The sequence below is a fragment of the Polynucleobacter necessarius genome (assembly GCF_900096765.1).
Taxonomy (GTDB): domain Bacteria; phylum Pseudomonadota; class Gammaproteobacteria; order Burkholderiales; family Burkholderiaceae; genus Polynucleobacter; species Polynucleobacter necessarius_F.
Map to the genome: position 1 here is coordinate 536,236 of NZ_LT615228.1, position 16,346 is coordinate 552,581.

The following is a 16,346-nucleotide window of genomic DNA, read 5'->3' on the forward strand; positions in this document are numbered from 1 at the left end:
GGAGATCGTTTACTGAATATTTACTGATAAATCTCACTACCGCGTTTACGGAACTCTGCAGACATTTCTTCCATTCCTTTTTGCGGGTCTGTCGATGCCGTAATGGGGATGACTTTGGAATTGTTCTTTGGATTACCATCAGCATCCAAGGTAGCTGCGTAGTCACGTACTTCTTGCGTAATCTTCATCGAGCAAAACTTCGGTCCGCACATCGAGCAGAAGTGGGCAATTTTCGCGCCTTCGGCTGGCAAGGTGGCATCGTGATATTCACGTGCACGTTCGGGGTCTAAGCCAAGATTGAATTGATCTTCCCAGCGGAACTCAAATCGGGCTTTCGACAACGCGTTATCACGCACTTGGGCGCCAGGCAGGCCTTTAGCTAAGTCAGCCCCGTGTGCAGCAATCTTATATGTGATGATGCTTTCACGAACATCTTCCTTATCGGGAAGACCTAAATGCTCTTTCGGTGTGACATAGCAAAGCATTGCCGTGCCGTACCAACCAATTTGCGCGGCGCCAATACTGCTGGTGATGTGATCATAGCCAGGAGCAATATCGGTAATGAGCGGTCCAAGAGTATAGAAGGGAGCTTCCAAGCAATGCTTGAGCTCTTCAGTCATATTTTCTTCAATGCGTTGCATTGGAACGTGACCAGGACCTTCGATCATGACTTGAACATCATGCTTCCAAGCTTTGGCAGTTAATTCACCTAGAGTATGAAGCTCGCCAAATTGTGCTGCATCGTTCGAGTCAGCAATACAGCCGGGGCGCAAACCATCTCCTAAGCTAAATGACACATCATAGGCTTTCATGATTTCGCAAATTTCATCAAACTTCGTATAAAGGAAGTTTTCTTTGTGGTGAGCTAAACACCATTTGGCCATAATGGAGCCACCACGGGAAACAATACCAGTGATGCGATCTGCAGTTAGTGGTACATAACGCAGCAATACACCAGCATGGATAGTGAAGTAATCCACCCCTTGCTCAGCTTATTCAATTAAAGTGTCGCGGAACATTTCCCAGGTGAGGTCTTCTGCAATACCGCCAGTTTTATCCAGCGCTTGGTAAATTGGCACTGTACCAATCGGAACTGGTGAGTTACGAATAATCCATTCGCGGGTTTCATGAATATGCTTACCTGTGGATAAATCCATGATGGTGTCAGCGCCCCAGCGAATCGACCAAACCATCTTCTCTACTTCTTCATTAATGGAGGAGGTAACCGCCGAATTACCCAGATTACCGTTGATCTTGACGCGGAAGTTGCGGCCAATAATCATAGGTTCTAATTCTGGGTGATTGATGTTGGCAGGAATAATTGCTCGACCTGCAGCGATTTCAGAGCGAACAAATTCGCCAGTCACAATTTCTGGCAGATTAGCTCCGTACCCTTTGCCGGGGTGCTGCTTGAGTAATTGCTTGTATGCGGGATCTTTGCGCAGTTGCTCTAAACCCATGGATTCACGTAGAGCAACGTATTCCATTTCAGGCGTCACAATGCCCTTACGAGCGTAATACATTTGACTCACGTTATGGCCAGCTTTGGCTATACGAGGTGCGCTGATATGGGCAAAACGTAAGCTCTGAGTTGCCTCATCTTTTGAGCGTGCAACACCATACCCTGAACTTGGGCCAGTTAATTGTTCGGTGTCATTACGTTCTTTAATCCAAGCATCACGCAGTCGCGGCAAACCTTTTTCGAGATTGATGACGATTTCAGGATCGCTATAAGGACCTGAGGTGTCGTAAACCGGAACAGGGGGATTCGGAACTAGCTCTTCACCAACACGAGTGGGTAATTGCTCAATCATGCGTATCGGAGCTTTGATATCAGCACGTGACCCCTGTAAATAAGTTTTGGTCGATGCGGGGTAGGCAAATTTTTGCCCGAAGTCGCGCTCAAGACTTTTTAAACTGGGAATCTCGTGTTTGGTTTTGCTCATGTCCATCTCCTTGCTGTTTTAGATGGACGAAACCGGGTGTCGGTCTGATGTAACTCCCCACGCCAGCATTACCTGGATCGGGTTCTAGGGTCTTTCTCAGCACCTTAAAGCAAATTCTGCTCTTTAGGGCACCCCTGTTTCATCCTTGAGCTTATTTAACCACGAAACCCGCACCCGGATCATGATGTTGATCAACTGGAGGTCTAAAACCAGCTTAAAGACTTATTTATTGCGACGCAAGATGAAGTCGGCGGTGACAAAAGCGGCATCACTGGTAAATTCATCGGCCAGAATGCGTGCTGCTGCTTCAGCATAGGTAACTTCGATAAAGCCACTGACTTCACCATCATGATTAGTAGGAATAAATTGATGAGGAAGCTCTAAATCATAGACAAAGAGTACTTCATCATGAAAGCCTCTCCCTGCTATGGGGCGACGCATATGAATCCGTCCAACGGGTTCAATTTCATCGGCAAGTTGCGGTGGGACACCTGCTTCTTCCCAGAGTTCGCGTCTAGCGCACACCCATGGTGTCTCATCTGCAGAAATTCCACCTGCTGCAATATTGTCTAACTTGCCTGGGTCGGTCGGTTTGTTTTCACTTCTTCTGCCTAACCAAATCGTATTTCCTTTGGTATGGCCATTAATATGCGTTGCCATGCTGCGAAAGCCAAAGGTGCGAAATGCAGCACGTTCAAGGTGGAAGTACTTGTGCCCATTTTGATCAACCCATGCAAAGTCTTCATTGCGCCATCCTGGAATAAATCCACCGATACGCATTTGGTTAGCTAAGATTTGTAGGCTATGGGATATATCTTTTGGTTTCCCAGAATGAATAGTCAAACGATCATGACCAATTGAAATTAGTGGAACTGATCTTTCTTTCAGAAATTCTTGCAGGTAGCCAGCGATTTCAGGATTTAAGTGTCCAATCGGTAGATCACCATTATTGCCGCGAGAAAGGTAAACCGGTAAATAGTCTCCTGGTGCGGAACGCGCCGAATTTTGGAGCATTTCTTCAAGGGCGGCAATCGTGCTGTTTGATATGGTTGTCATCCATTGCAGTGTAAGGGAAATTAGGTAAATGAGACTGAAATCCCATCCTTACTACCACAATTGAACACCATCAACTGCATAGAATTTAAGCAAGCCAGCTCAAGCTATACAAATCTACGACTTACGAAAGCATTCGCTGATTTATCCACAGTACCTGTGGATAAGTTTTCACCATTGAGTGGTCCCGCCGACAGGAATCGAACCTGTATCCCACGCTTAGGAGGCATGTGCACTATCCATTGTGCTACGGCGAGGCAAGAAATAAAACGAATGTGTATCAGTTTTATAGACTCACTGAGATTACCAACCACATAAGACCCAGACTTGATTGTTCATGGCAACCATCATATCGGGAGCGAAGTAGGCAGAAAAAATTAACAGTAAGGCAAACGCAGCAAAACCATACATGATGATTTTCCAAAATTGTAAGCGGGGCGCTTTACTTGTATCTTTACGCATGAGCCACTCGTTCAAGCGCACGCTCTTTAACGGGTAGGTTGACTAAAAAGGCAAAGACACCCAAACCAATCGCAATTTCCCAAACAACTGAATAAGATCCTGTGCGATCAAATAAATAACCACCCAGAAATGCACTACAAAAACTTCCTAGTTGATGGGAGAAGAAAATTAAACCAGAGAGCATGGTAAGGTATTTGACACCAAAGATTTGCGCGACGATACCATTGGTGAGTGGAATCGTGGAGAGCCAGAGAAAGCCCATGATCACCGCAAATATATAGGTTGTGATTGGACTGATAGGTATTAGCAAAAAGCCTGTAATCGCAATTGAGCGACCTAAGTAGATGGCCGATAGAAGGTAACGCTTTGGCAAACGCTGCCCTAATATGCCAGCGCTGTAGGTGCCAAAAATATTAAACAAGCCAATTAAGGCTAGGGCAGTGGTAGCAACTGCTGGCGCACCCACTGCTGGGAAAGCAGTGGATAAATCTTTGAGGTAGGGGGCTAAATGTACCGCAATAAATACCACCTGAAACCCGCACACAAAGTAGCCTAAGGTCAGCAAACGAAAGCTGGGATTGCTCATTGCTTCTTTCAAGGCTTCATATACAGTTTGATCGCCGAGCTGGTGTATGTAGGTAAAGTTTTACTCCCGCAACATAAACGCAGTGGGAAGCATCAGGCTTGCCATTAATCCGAGTATGAAGAGCGCATCTTGCGCGCCAAAGCTACTTAATAAACCTTGCTCGGCTGGGATCATAAGAAACTGACCAAAAGAGCCGGCAGCTGCAGCGATACCCATGGCCCAAACTCGTTTTTCTGCGGGGACGTTGCGACCTAAAATTCCGTACACCACGCTATAAGTTGTGGCGGTTTGTGCCAAGCCAATAAGAAGGCCGCCAGCAAGTGTGAAATTCAATGCATCGGTCGATACAGCCATGCCGATTAATCCCAGCGCATACAGTGCGCCACCAATCACCATGATTTTGAACGCGCCAAAGCGATCAGCCAACCCTCCGGTAATGGGTTGTACAGCGCCCCAGATGAGATTTTGCAGTGCAATCGTTAAGGCAAAGGTTTCTCTTCCCCAACCATTGGCCATGGTGATGATGGGTAAATTAAATAATCCAAAGCCATGCCGTATGCCCATGGAGAGCGTGACCATCAAGCCACCATAAATCAACACTTGCTTCATTGACAAGGAAGTCTTGGTAGCTGACTGACTCATTAAACAATTCCTTTTTGATGAAGTTGCTCAATTGCTTTAGCGTCAAGATGAAGTTGCTCACGCAGGATTTCATCGGTATGTTGCCCTAAGGTCGGTGGCGCCATGCGAACTTCAGTTGGCGTTTTAGACAATCTCATTGGGCTGGCAACCAATTTCATCTTACCGGCTGTAGCATGGGGGACTTCTATCTGCACTCCACGCGCAATTACTTGCTCGTTCTCAAACGCTTCTTTGAAATTATTGATTGGCCCACAAGGGACATTGGCTTGTTCAAGCAGGTTAATCCATTCATTCTTTGTTTTCTTGCGCGTCATCTCTTCAAGCAGTGGCACTAACTCATCACGATGGGCAACACGCAGTGGATTACTGATGTAACGAGGGTGATCCGCTAAATGGGCCTGGCCGCCTGCGGTAACAAAGTGTCGGAATTGGCCATCGTTGCCTGCAGCCACAATGATCCAGCCATCGGATGTGGGGAAGGTTTGGTAGGGTACGATGGTTGAGGAGGCATTTCCTAAACGACGCGGAACCTCGCCTGAACTCAGATATGCGCTAGATACATTCGCCATTACGGCGATCTGGGTGTCAAGCAAAGACATATCAATATATTGACCTTCGCCAGTTTGATCGCGGTGAATGATTGCGGCCAATATTGCAGTGGAGGCATACATGCCAGTGAAGATGTCGGCGATTGCAACACCGGCTTTTTGAGGGCTGCTGCCTGTAACGCCATCCGCTTCGCCGGTAACGCTCATAAAGCCACCCATGCCTTGGACAATAAAGTCATAGCCTGGGCGATGTGAGTAAGGACCAGTTTGACCAAAGCCCGTGATCGAGCAATACACTAAATCAGGCTTCACCTGCTGAAGGCTTTGATAGTCAAGACCATATTTCGCCAAGTCACCTACCTTATAGTTTTCGAGCACCACATCTGATTGCGCTACTAGTTGGCGGATGATCTCTTGACCCCCTGGTTTACTAATGTCGACGGTAATCGAGCGTTTATTGCGATTGATGCAAATAAAATAGGCAGATTCTTCGGTTTCGCCGCCTTGAGCATCTTTTACAAAAGGCGGGCCCCAGTGGCGGGTGTCGTCCCCGCTGCCTGGACGCTCAACTTTAATCACGTCAGCACCCAAGTCAGCTAGGTTCTGAGCGCACCAAGGACCTGCTAGCACCCGGCTGAGGTCTAAAACTCGAATATGACTTAAGGCTCCCATGCCCTAATTTTGGCATGGATGAGGGGGGATTTCCGGAAAAGTTCGGGTTATGCTCAAGACATGACTACAATTTGCGCGCATGGCTACCCGTAAAACTTCCGAATACAGCGAATCATCGATTCAGGTCCTCAAAGGACTGGAACCAGTCCGTCAGCGGCCTGGAATGTACACCCGCACAGATAACCCGCTACACATCATCCAAGAGGTGCTTGATAACGCCTCTGACGAAGCCTTGGGCGGATTTGGCAAGCAAATTATTGTGACATTGCACACTGATGGCAGTGTTAGCGTTGAAGATGATGGCCGAGGTATTCCTGTGGGAATGCATCCCACTGAAAAATTACCCGTCGTTGAAATCGTATTTACCCAGTTACACGCCGGCGGTAAATTTGAAAAAGGCACTGGCGGTGCTTACGCATTTTCTGGTGGATTGCACGGTGTCGGTGTATCGGTCACCAATGCGCTTTCAAAACGCTTAGAAGTGACTGTCTGGCGTGATGGACAAGTATTTACTTTGACCTTTGCAGACGGCAAAGTGATTGAGAAACTCAAATCAAAGCCATCATCAAAAGAAGACAAATCCCACGGCACTCGCGTGCGTGCATGGCCAGACGGAAAATATTTTGATAGCTCAGCCATTCCCATGGCCGATCTTATTCGTCTATTGCGCTCTAAGGCAGTATTACTGCCTGGAGTAAAGGTGATCCTCATTCAAGAAAAGTCTGGTGAGAGTCAAACTTGGCAGTACGCACAGGGCTTACGTGGTTACCTCAATGAGGCAATAGCTCAGGCTGGACACGGTCCTGAGGTGATTCCTCCGTTTGAGGGTGAGCAATATGCTACAGGATCTGGAGATGATGATTCATTTGCTGAAGGCGAGGGTGCAGCTTGGGTGGTTTGCTGGACGGAAGATGGCGCTCCAGTACGTGAGAGTTATGTCAATCTCATTCCAACCCCTGCAGGCGGTACGCATGAAAGTGGTTTGCGTGAAGGCCTCTTTAATGCAGTAAAAGGTTTCATTGAAATGCATGCATTGCAACCTAAAGGCGTCAAATTGATGCCAGAGGATGTATTTGCTCGTGCATCATTTATTTTGTCTGCCAAAGTATTGGATCCCCAGTTTCAAGGACAAATTAAAGAGCGTTTAAATTCGCGTGATGCAGTTCGTCTGGTTTCGGGGTATGCAAAATCTGCCCTTGAGCTTTGGTTAAATCAACACGTTGATTATGGTCGTAAGCTAGCTGACCTTGTAATCAAGCAAGCACAAGCGAGAACGCGTGCAGGCCAAAAAGTAGAAAAGAAAAAATCCTCCGGTGTTGCCGTGTTACCAGGGAAGCTCACCGATTGCGAAAGCCAAGATATTTCCCAGAACGAAATCTTCTTAGTTGAGGGTGATTCTGCTGGTGGTTCAGCAAAAATGGGTCGTAATAAAGAATATCAAGCGATTTTGCCGCTGCGCGGGAAGGTCTTAAATACCTGGGAAGCTGAGCGTGACCGCTTGTTTGTCAATAATGAAGTGCACGATATCGCGGTAGCTATTGGCGTGGATCCCCATGGGCCTAACGACAATCCTGATTTATCAAATTTGCGTTACGGCAAGGTATGCATTTTGTCCGATGCGGACGTGGATGGTGCTCACATTCAGGTATTGCTGCTAACTCTGTTTTACAAGCATTTCCCTAAGCTGATTGAGCTAGGACATGTCCATATTTCAAGGCCCCCTCTTTTTAGGGTTGATGCTCCCGCGCGTGGAAAAAAACCAGCGCAAAAAATTTATGCGCTCGATGCAAATGAATTGCAAGCAATTGAAGATAAGTTACGCAAGGATGGTGTTAAAGAATCTGCCTGGCAAATTTCTCGCTTCAAAGGATTGGGAGAGATGAGTGCTGAGCAACTCTGGGATACCACGCTCAATCCTGATACACGTCGTTTATTACCAGTAAGCTTGGGATCATGGACTGAAGATGAAACGTTTAAAACCATGGATATGTTGATGGGTAAATCAGAATCTGGGGCGCGTCGCGATTGGCTTGAAGAGCGCGGTAATGAAGTTGAGGCAGATATCTAATGACTACAAAAAAAACTCCAGGTAAAGATACCGCAGCTGAACAAGCAGATTTGTTTGCAAATCCGATTGAGATGGATATTGTTGAGGTTGATGAGGCGCCAGCTGCCCCATCTGTTCAAAGCAAATCCGCCGGTGGTAACGGCCCCAGGGATCCGCATGATCCCAAGACCATGGATTTAAATGAAGATAACAAAGATAGCCTTACGCTAGCTGTTTATGCAGAGCGCGCTTATTTGGACTACGCCATTAGCGTTGTTAAAGGCCGCGCATTGCCAGAAGTGGCGGATGGTCAAAAACCAGTACAACGTCGTATTTTGTTCTCGATGAATGAAATGGGCTTGCGTGCAGATGCTAAGCCGGTCAAGAGCGCGCGTGTTGTTGGTGATGTTCTGGGTAAGTTCCACCCGCATGGTGACCAATCTGCCTACGATGCCTTAGTTCGTTTAGCCCAAAGCTTCTCGCTGCGTTATCCATTAATCGATGGTCAGGGTAATTTTGGTTCACGTGATGGTGATGGTGCTGCGGCGATGCGTTATACCGAGGCGCGCCTGACCAAGATTGCCAGTTTGCTTTTAAGTGAAATCGATGAAGGCACTGTCGACTTTGCTCCAAATTATGACGGCTCCTTTCAGGAGCCCAAGTTATTGCCAGCCCGCTTACCATTTGTGCTGCTCAATGGCGCTTCAGGTATTGCAGTGGGTATGGCTACCGAGATTCCTTCGCATAACTTACGCGAAGTAGCATCAGCTGCAATCGCTTTGATGAAATCACCAAAGCTTTCTACCACTGATTTATTGGAGATCATGCCCGGACCAGATTACCCTGGTGGCGGTCAGATTATTTCTTCTGCGGCTGAGATTGCTCAAATATACGAAACCGGACGCGGAAGTCTAAAAGTGCGTGCACGTTGGTCGGTCGAAGAGCTAGCTAGAGGGCAATGGCAGGTAGTAGTCAATGAACTGCCACCCGCAACTTCATCGCAAAGAGTCTTGCAAGAGATTGAAGAAATCACCAATCCAAAGGTAAGGGTTGGTAAAAAGACCTTAACACCAGAACAGAATAACTTGAAGTCCACCATCTTGAATGTGCTCGATGGTGTGCGTGATGAGTCTAGTAAAGACGCTGCGGTACGTTTGGTATTTGAGCCCAAGAGTAAAAATATTGATGTCAATGAGTTTGTAAATCTCTTATTGGCGCATACTTCCCTCGAATCTAACGCGCCAATGAATTTGGTGATGATTGGCAATGATGGTCGTCCGCGCCAAAAAGGCTTAAAAGAAATTATTTCTGAGTGGATCGAGTTTAGGGTGGCTACCGTTACCCGTCGTACCCAGTTCCGTTTAGATAAAGTCAAAGACCGGATGCATATTTTGGAAGGGCGCTTAACCGTTCTTTTGAATATTGATAAGGTCATCAAAATTATCCGCAACAGTGATGAACCTAAGGCTGACTTAATTCAGGAATTTAAGCTCTCTGACCGTCAGGCAGAAGATATTCTCGATATTCGTTTGCGTCAGCTGGCAAGGCTAGAAGGGATAAAGATCGAGCAAGAGCTCAAAAATTTGAAGTCCGAGCGGGATGATCTCGAAGGTTTATTGCAAAGCGATGCGGTGCTACGCAAACGAATCATTAAAGAAATCGAATCCGATGTTAAAGATTTTGGTGATGATCGTCGTACCTTGATACAAGAGGATAAGCGCGCTATTGCTGAGACTAGGGTAGTTGATGAGCCAGTAACCGTAATCGTTTCTCAAAAGGGTTGGGTGCGAGTACGTCAAGGCCATGAGCACGATGCCACCCAATTTAGCTTTAAGGCTGGTGATGCGCTCTATGCCACCTTTGAAGTGAGAACGGTTGATGTAATGCTGGGTTTTGGTAGTGATGGTCGTGTATACACTGTGCCAGTGAGCGAGCTGCCTGGTGCCCGTGGTGACGGATCGCCATTAACCAGTTTTGTTAATTTGGCTGCAGGCTCACAGATGGTTGCCTATTACGCAGGCCAGCCTGATGATCTCGTATTGCTTTCAACTAAAGCTGGATATGGATTCTTGGCAAATGTTTCGGATATGAGCACGCGCAACAAAGCTGGTAAATCTTTTATCAGCGTTGATGCCAAACATCCTGGCGACGCACCACTTGGTGCGGCTAAGGTTCAAGTAGGCATGAAACAAGTGGCTTGTTTGTCAGAGGCTTCTAAGTTACTCGTCTTTCCATTGGATGAGCTCAAGCGCTTGCCTACCGGTGGTAAGGGTGTCATTTTGATGGGCTTAGACGAAAAAGAGTCGCTTGCTAGCGCGATTGCAGTGGGGTCCAATGGCGCAAACTACTCAGGATCAGGTCGTGCAGGTAAGCCTACTGAGCTCAGTCTGGATGCAAAAACGCTCAAATCTTTTGCAGGCAACCGCGCACGCAAAGGACATTTCGTAGAGCCACGACTAAAAGACGGCAAGCTCAAGGCGCTCTAGTTTTTAGACCTTTTTTGGAACAGTAATGCCGTATTTCACGGCAATCACTTCCCCCAGAATGGAGATAGCTATTTCTGGTGGAGTGAGTGCTCCAATAGATAGTCCAACAGGACCATGTAGTTTTTCAACTTGATCTTGGCTGACATCAAACTCTAAAAGACGTTCTTTGCGTTTCTCGGTGTTTTTGTGGCTTCCTAATGCTCCCACATAAAACGCTGGCGACTTTAAGGCTTCCATCAATGCCATATCGTCTAACTTAGGATCATGTGTGAGAGCAACGACTGCAGTATGTGGGTCAACGCCAATCTCAAGAAGAACATCGTCAGGCATGCCTTTGATGAAAGTCACTTCTTTATGATCAACACCTTCTTGATACTCATCTCGTGGATCAATCACTATGACCTCAAAGTCAGAAGCAAGAGCAAAATCAGCCGTATACAGAGATAGTTGACCTGCGCCGATGATCACTATGCGCCAGCGTGGTCCATAGGTAGTGCACATCTGAATATCATTGCAAGAGAACTCATTATTGCGATTGCCGCTAGACAGGGTGGATTTACCCGTTGCAATATTGACTGTGCGTTTTGTGATTTGATGGGAAGAGATGTCGGCTAGTAATTTCTCAAGTACCTTAAGCTCAGGTCTTGGTTCAACTAGAAGGCGCAATGTTCCGCCACACGGCAAGCCAAAACGCGCAGCCTCTTCTTGGCTAACGCCATAAACCACCATTTCTGGTGTCTCTCGCCTCAAAATTTCTGTCTGTACTCGGCTAATGAGGTCATCCTCAACGCAACCCCCCGATACTGAGCCTGCTACTTGACCATCTTGGCGTATGGCCAACCAAGAACCAACAGGCCGCGGGGCAGATCCCCAGGTTTGAACGACGGTGGCAATGGCAACCTGATGACCGCTACCAAGCCAGCTCACGGCAGATTTGAGGACGCTTAGATCGGTACTATTCATAATCTTTTATGTTCTATTTTTGTGATTCTTATTTATTATCACCTCAATGACTATTGCCGGTAAAACTCCTGAAGAGATGACTATTTATCCCCTGAAAATTGCAGTCGTGCTTCTTGCTGCAGGAGAGGGCTCTCGGATGGGTTCAATTCCAAAGGCCCTGCTAAAAAAAGGGGGAATAGCTTACTGAGTAATTTCTTTACGGCTGTAAAAGCGCTAAATCCCGTGGAGGTCCTTGTGATTACTGGTTATCATGCACAGGAAATTGAGGCAGAGCTGGCACGGGTGAATCATTCTTTGGGATTGCCAGTAAGCATCATCCGCAATCCGTGTGCTGCTGATGGTCAGGCATCATCAGTCAGGTTTGCATTGGAAAATCTCAAAAGTACATTTGATGTTTTGATGGTGGCTTTATCTGACCAACCAAATACTACAGAGCACGAACTGCTCATCCTCTTGGATCAATTTTCGAAACGGGAGTCCAATCGCGAGATAGTGTTGCCTCAAGTGCGAGGGCAGCGAGGCAACCCTGTTTTATTCTCAAACAAGGTAGTACGGAATATTTTGGAAATACCGGAAATGGATTGCCGCCGTTATATGGATCTAAATCCAGAATTGGTGCAGCGGTTTGAAACTCCACATGAGGCATTTGTTTTGGATGTCGACACCCTTGAAGACATCCAAAAATTAGGGATTGATCGCCCTTAGATTTCTGCGATTAATTCAATTTCAACGCAAGCGCCCAATGGAATTTGCGCAACACCAAAGGCGCTACGCGCATGTTTACCAGCATCGCCAAATACCTCAAATAAGAGTTCTGAGCATCCATTGATGACGAGATGTTGCTCGGTGTACTGGTCAGAGGAATTGACTAAGCCCATCACTTTGACAATGCGCTTTACTTTGTCAAGTGAGCCCAAGTGATTTTGCAAAGTGGAAATTAAGTCAATCGCAATCGATCTTGCTGCGGCTTTACCGGTTTCGGTATCCATGTCATTGCCCAATTTTCCTACCCAGGGTTTGCCATCGCGCTTAGCGATATGGCCCGACAAAAACACCGTGTTATCGGTCGTGGCTGCCATGACATAGGCAGCAGCAGGGGGGGCTGGTGGAGGCAATTCAATTCCGAGGGCTTTAAGGCGATCGCTGATAGTTGTGCTCATGGTTTTATCAAATTAAGAGTTGGATGTAAAAATTAAATAGGTCAATCATGCTGTTTAATCATTTAGATAATTGTCGCATGGCGCTTTCTAAGCCATTGAGGGTTACCGGGTACATACGATCTTTCATTAAATTTTTCATGATGTCGATCGATTGGCGATATTGCCAAATAGACTCGGGCTCTGGGTTTAGCCAGGCAAAGTGGGGGAAGTGGTCTAGCAGACGATTTACCCACACAGCACCAGCCTCCCGATTGTTGTACTCCACGGAGCCATTTGGGCTCAAAATTTCGTAGGGCGACATGGTGGCATCACCAACAAATATCAATTTATAGTCTGGGCCGTACTTATTGATTATGTCTTGGGTTGGCGTCACCTGATCTCGCCGCCGCCGATTACTTTGCCATAGGTAGTCATAAACGCAGTTATGAAAGTAGTAATGCTCAAGATGCTTAAATTCTGCTTTTGCTGCTGAGAACAATTCAGCGACACGCGCTACGTGATCATCCATTGAGCCACCCACATCCATTAATAACAGGACTTTTACTTGGTTGTGTCGCTCAGGTCGCATCTGAATATCAAGCATGCCAGCATTGGCGGCGGTCGATTGAATGGTTTTATCGAGATCCAGCTCTAAAACAGAACCTTCACGAGCAAAACGCCGAAGGCGACGCAGTGCAACTTTAGTATTGCGGGTTCCCAGAGCAAGATCACTGTCATAGTCCTTAAACTCCCGCGCCTCCCAGACTTTGATTGCGGTACGATTGCCGGCACTTTCGCCGCCAATCCGAATACCCTCAGGATGGTATCCGCTGTGCCCAAAAGGGGAAGAGCCCCCGGCACCGATCCACTTATTACCACCTCCGTGCCATTCTTTTTGCTCTTTGAGAAGCTCCTCTAAACGTTTTTTTAAAGCTTCTGGTCCACCCAATTTTTGGAGGGCTGCTTTTTCTTCGTCGGTGAGGACTCTTTGTAATTTTTTCTCGAGCCAATCCAAAGGAATATCAGGTGATCGGGCAATGATTTGCTCAACGCCCTTAAAGTAGCTTCCAAATACTTGATCGAAACGATCAAAGTGTTGTTCATCTTTCACCAGCGTCATGCGGGAGAGTTGATAGAACTCATCAATCGATGGGCTGATTACTTCTGATTTGAGTGCCTCTAATAAAGTCAAAAACTCTCTGACTGAAACCGGCACTTTGGCCTCCTTCAGATTGAGAAAGAATTGAATGAGCATGAATGGTGACTAAGGCGAAAAACTCGGATTAGCGATGATTGCGATTCATCATGACCAGTCGCTCAAATAGATGAATATCTTGTTCATTTTTGAGTAGTGCGCCATGCAGTGGTGGCACCACAATCTTTTCATCTTGGCTTTGCAGGGCCTCTGGTGGAATATCTTCTGCTAAAAGGAGTTTTAACCAATCTATTAGTTCAGAGGTCGATGGCTTTTTCTTTAGGTCTGGGAGTGCTCGGATTTGGTAGAAGGTGCTTAGGGCAGATTCAAGGAGATCTTGTTTGATATTGGGGTGATGAACATCAACAATGCTTTGCATGGTCGCGGCATCCGGAAAGCTAATGTAGTGGAAGAAGCAGCGGCGCAAAAAGGCATCTGGCAATTCTTTTTCATTATTTGAAGTAATGATTACTAAAGGGCGATGTTTTGCTTGGATTAGTTCACGAGTCTCGTAGACATAAAATTCCATGCGATCAATTTCGCGTAACAAATCATTAGGGAACTCAATATCGGCTTTGTCGATTTCATCAATCAGTAGGACACAGTGGGTTCATCTGCCTCAAATGCTTGCCATAAGACACCTTTGACAATGTAGTTGCGTATGTCTTTCACTTTTTCATCGCCCAACTGAGAATCACGTAAGCGACTTACTGCATCGTATTCATACAAGCCTTGCTGAGCTTTGGTGGTTGATTTAATGTGCCATTGCAATAAGGGCATATTGAGAGCCGCCGCAACTTCCTCCGCTAGCATTGTTTTACCTGTTCCAGGCTCTCCTTTAATCAGCAAGGGGCGCTGTAGGGCGATTGCAGCATTGACTGCCAATTTCAGGTCTTCGGTGGCTACGTAGTTTTGGCTACCGTCAAAACGACTACGGGACGGGCTTTCGGATTTGGTCATGGTGGGCGATCGATATCTCTTTTAAGGTCGTTCAAGTATAGGTAAATAGTGGCAATCTTTCAGTATTTATACTGATTTTGAGGTCCAAAATGACTAAGAGGGCGGCTCTCCGCTATACTCTCCCAGATTGATTTAAATCAAACTCATTAATACTGATTTCTATGAAAAAATCTATGAAAAAAACTCTCAATTCTTCCTCAATTACTCATTTGTGCAGGTTTGGCATTTGCTGGATTTGCAGCGCAAGCTGATGAAGTAAAGGGCAATGCAGCAGCTGGTAACGGCAAAGTATGGCTCTGTATCGGTTGCCACTCCATTCCAGATTACCGTGCTGATTACCCACTCGTTTACAGAGTGCCAATGCTTGGCGGCCAAAATGCGGCCTACATCGCTACTGCCTTAACTGCGTATAAAAAGGGTGAGAGAAAGCATCCAACCATGCGTTCTATCGCTGCCGGCTTATCAGATCAAGATATGGCTGATATTGGCGAATACTATGCTGCGCAAACTGCCAGCTCACCCAACAACCCATTGAAGTGATAGAGGCACATTTATGAAATTTGCACTAGTTACAGTAGTTTTGTTATCCAGCATTGGTTTGGCGAACGCCGCCAGCGTGGATAAAGGTCAAGCATTAGTTGAGAAGGCAAACTGCGCTTCTTGTCATGGTGCAGGTTTAAATGCACCAATCATGCCTGCTTATCCCAAATTGGCAGGTCAATATCCTGACTACATTTACTACGCACTTAAGGCTTATAAAGAAGGTAATGGCAATGCCATTTACGGTCGAAATAACGCAGTAATGGGTTCACAAGTTCAAGCATTTAACGATGCAGACTTGCAGAACATCGCGGCTTACGTTGCTTCTTTACCAGGAAACTTCGTTATCAAGAAATAATTCCATGATCTGAGGTTCTTCAAATTAAGGCTTAGAGTCATGCTCTAAGCTTTAATTATTTATAGTCTTTGCTACCGAAGTTAGCGCAGCGCTTCAAGTCCTCTTGCCATGTGTTTACGCATCGCAGTCTCAGCAGCAGTTTGATCGCGCTTGAGTATGGCATTCAGAATTTCACGGAGCTCCACAAGGGAGTTTTGTAGTCTTCCAGTGCTGGTGAGGGAGTCACGGCGATGCAGTTTAAGCACCTTTCTTAAATCTGCAATCACGCCATTCATCCAACGATTTCCGGCGATTTCTTGGATTAATTCGTGGAATTTGCTATTGACTTCAAAAAACTGTTCAATATCTCGGTCGGCGGCTGCTTTCTCAAGTCGATGGTGCAAGTGGTCCAATATACTGAGTTGATCCTCGGTGGCTTTAATGGCGGTCTCTTTGGCCGCTTCACCTTCAAGAAGGGAGAGGATTGTGAAGATTTGCTCTAAATCTTTCCGAGTCACCTCAGTGACGTAGGCGCCACGACGCATTTTCATGGTGACTAGACCCTCAGAAGCCAACACCTTGATAGCTTCACGCATTGGCGTGCGGCTAATGCCAAATTGTATGGCCAGTCCTTGTTCATCCAACCAGCTTCCAGGCGCCAATTCCTTGGAAAAGATTTGTTCACGCAGCTTATCGGCTACATCTTCGTATAGAGGCCGATTAATCAGTTTTGTATTCATAATTATGTATACATAATAGCTAGACAAATG

At 46.4% G+C, this 16,346-nt stretch carries 12 protein-coding genes, 1 tRNA gene, 3 pseudogenes and 1 riboswitch; of the genes and pseudogenes, 5 read left to right on the top strand and 11 right to left on the bottom strand.

Annotated features, from left to right (window positions below; genetic code table 11):
* Nucleotides 1-20: 20 nt before the first annotated feature.
* The 6 genes and pseudogenes from thiC to DXE33_RS02840 form a co-directional block, all read right to left on the bottom strand.
* A pseudogene (thiC, locus tag DXE33_RS02820) lies at nt 21-1,946 on the bottom strand (phosphomethylpyrimidine synthase ThiC).
* A gap of 37 nt (nt 1,947-1,983) precedes the next feature.
* A riboswitch (TPP riboswitch) is annotated at nt 1,984-2,092 on the bottom strand.
* A 76-nt stretch (nt 2,093-2,168) separates the two neighbouring features.
* Nucleotides 2,169-3,002 carry an NUDIX hydrolase gene (locus DXE33_RS02825; RefSeq protein ID WP_114638539.1) on the bottom strand — a complete coding sequence of 278 codons (834 nt, stop codon included), beginning with the start codon at nt 3,000-3,002 and terminating at the stop codon, nt 2,169-2,171.
* A 179-nt stretch (nt 3,003-3,181) separates the two neighbouring features.
* A tRNA-Arg gene (locus DXE33_RS02830) sits at nt 3,182-3,256 on the bottom strand.
* Between the two features lie 46 nt (nt 3,257-3,302).
* Nucleotides 3,303-3,461 (bottom strand): hypothetical protein, encoded by a 159-nt coding sequence (locus DXE33_RS09585; protein WP_162785394.1) that lies wholly within the window; start codon nt 3,459-3,461, stop codon nt 3,303-3,305.
* A pseudogene (locus tag DXE33_RS02835) lies at nt 3,454-4,689 on the bottom strand (MFS transporter). The gene DXE33_RS09585 and the pseudogene DXE33_RS02835 overlap by 8 nt, the downstream one beginning before the upstream one ends.
* Nucleotides 4,689-5,909 (bottom strand): CaiB/BaiF CoA transferase family protein, encoded by a 1,221-nt coding sequence (locus DXE33_RS02840; protein ID WP_114638540.1) that lies wholly within the window; start codon nt 5,907-5,909, stop codon nt 4,689-4,691. Before DXE33_RS02840 ends, DXE33_RS02835 begins: the two are co-directional and overlap by 1 nt.
* Before the next feature lie 79 nt (nt 5,910-5,988).
* On the opposite strand from DXE33_RS02840, the gene DXE33_RS02845 reads away from it, so the two are divergent.
* Nucleotides 5,989-7,977 (top strand): DNA topoisomerase IV subunit B, encoded by a 1,989-nt coding sequence (locus DXE33_RS02845; RefSeq protein WP_114638541.1) that lies wholly within the window; start codon nt 5,989-5,991, stop codon nt 7,975-7,977.
* A 170-nt stretch (nt 7,978-8,147) separates the two neighbouring features.
* Nucleotides 8,148-10,442: a DNA topoisomerase IV subunit A gene (gene parC, locus DXE33_RS02850; RefSeq protein ID WP_114639700.1), complete on the top strand. Its 2,295-nt coding sequence runs from the start codon at nt 8,148-8,150 to the stop codon at nt 10,440-10,442.
* A 3-nt stretch (nt 10,443-10,445) separates the two neighbouring features.
* On the opposite strand, the gene DXE33_RS02855 is transcribed toward parC, so the two are convergent.
* Nucleotides 10,446-11,405 (bottom strand): XdhC family protein, encoded by a 960-nt coding sequence (locus tag DXE33_RS02855; RefSeq protein ID WP_114638542.1) that lies wholly within the window; start codon nt 11,403-11,405, stop codon nt 10,446-10,448.
* 183 nt (nt 11,406-11,588) lie between these two features.
* On the opposite strand from DXE33_RS02855, the gene DXE33_RS02860 reads away from it, so the two are divergent.
* On the top strand, nt 11,589-12,110 hold the full coding sequence (locus DXE33_RS02860; RefSeq protein WP_197712035.1) for a nucleotidyltransferase family protein: 522 nt from the start codon (nt 11,589-11,591) through the stop codon (nt 12,108-12,110).
* Here DXE33_RS02860 and DXE33_RS02865 read toward each other — a convergent pair.
* The 3 genes and pseudogenes from DXE33_RS02865 to DXE33_RS02875 all read right to left on the bottom strand — a co-directional run bounded on the left by DXE33_RS02865 (nt 12,107) and on the right by DXE33_RS02875 (nt 14,699).
* Nucleotides 12,107-12,565: a RidA family protein gene (locus DXE33_RS02865; RefSeq protein ID WP_114638543.1), complete on the bottom strand. Its 459-nt coding sequence runs from the start codon at nt 12,563-12,565 to the stop codon at nt 12,107-12,109. The genes DXE33_RS02860 and DXE33_RS02865 overlap by 4 nt on opposite strands.
* Before the next feature lie 58 nt (nt 12,566-12,623).
* Nucleotides 12,624-13,799, bottom strand: a complete 1,176-nt coding sequence (locus DXE33_RS02870) for a vWA domain-containing protein (protein ID WP_114638544.1) — start codon at nt 13,797-13,799, stop codon at nt 12,624-12,626.
* 28 nt (nt 13,800-13,827) lie between these two features.
* Nucleotides 13,828-14,699: pseudogene (locus tag DXE33_RS02875) on the bottom strand (AAA family ATPase).
* A 219-nt stretch (nt 14,700-14,918) separates the two neighbouring features.
* On the opposite strand from DXE33_RS02875, the gene DXE33_RS02880 reads away from it, so the two are divergent.
* A complete protein-coding gene (locus tag DXE33_RS02880; protein ID WP_231970345.1) occupies nt 14,919-15,239 on the top strand; it encodes a c-type cytochrome in 321 nt (106 codons plus the stop codon).
* Nucleotides 15,240-15,252: 13 nt separating this feature from the next.
* Nucleotides 15,253-15,597, top strand: a complete 345-nt coding sequence (locus tag DXE33_RS02885) for a c-type cytochrome (protein WP_114638546.1) — start codon at nt 15,253-15,255, stop codon at nt 15,595-15,597.
* 80 nt (nt 15,598-15,677) lie between these two features.
* Here the strand turns inward: DXE33_RS02885 and DXE33_RS02890 are convergent, their stop codons facing one another.
* A complete protein-coding gene (locus DXE33_RS02890) occupies nt 15,678-16,316 on the bottom strand; it encodes a GntR family transcriptional regulator (protein ID WP_114638547.1) in 639 nt (212 codons plus the stop codon).
* Between the last annotated feature and the right edge of the window lie 30 nt (nt 16,317-16,346).

Bases quoted from the DNA above. Each gene is read 5' to 3' on its own strand.
- DXE33_RS02825 (WP_114638539.1), bottom strand. From the start codon at position 3,002: ATGACAACCATATCAAACAGCACGATTGCCGCCCTTGAAGAAATGCTC.
- DXE33_RS09585 (WP_162785394.1), bottom strand. From the start codon at position 3,461: ATGCGTAAAGATACAAGTAAAGCGCCCCGCTTACAATTTTGGAAAATC.
- DXE33_RS02840 (WP_114638540.1), bottom strand. From the start codon at position 5,909: ATGGGAGCCTTAAGTCATATTCGAGTTTTAGACCTCAGCCGGGTGCTA.
- DXE33_RS02845 (WP_114638541.1), top strand. From the start codon at position 5,989: ATGGCTACCCGTAAAACTTCCGAATACAGCGAATCATCGATTCAGGTC.
- parC (WP_114639700.1), top strand. From the start codon at position 8,148: ATGGATTTAAATGAAGATAACAAAGATAGCCTTACGCTAGCTGTTTAT.
- DXE33_RS02855 (WP_114638542.1), bottom strand. From the start codon at position 11,405: ATGAATAGTACCGATCTAAGCGTCCTCAAATCTGCCGTGAGCTGGCTT.
- DXE33_RS02865 (WP_114638543.1), bottom strand. From the start codon at position 12,565: ATGAGCACAACTATCAGCGATCGCCTTAAAGCCCTCGGAATTGAATTG.
- DXE33_RS02870 (WP_114638544.1), bottom strand. From the start codon at position 13,799: ATGCTCATTCAATTCTTTCTCAATCTGAAGGAGGCCAAAGTGCCGGTT.
- DXE33_RS02885 (WP_114638546.1), top strand. From the start codon at position 15,253: ATGAAATTTGCACTAGTTACAGTAGTTTTGTTATCCAGCATTGGTTTG.
- DXE33_RS02890 (WP_114638547.1), bottom strand. From the start codon at position 16,316: ATGAATACAAAACTGATTAATCGGCCTCTATACGAAGATGTAGCCGAT.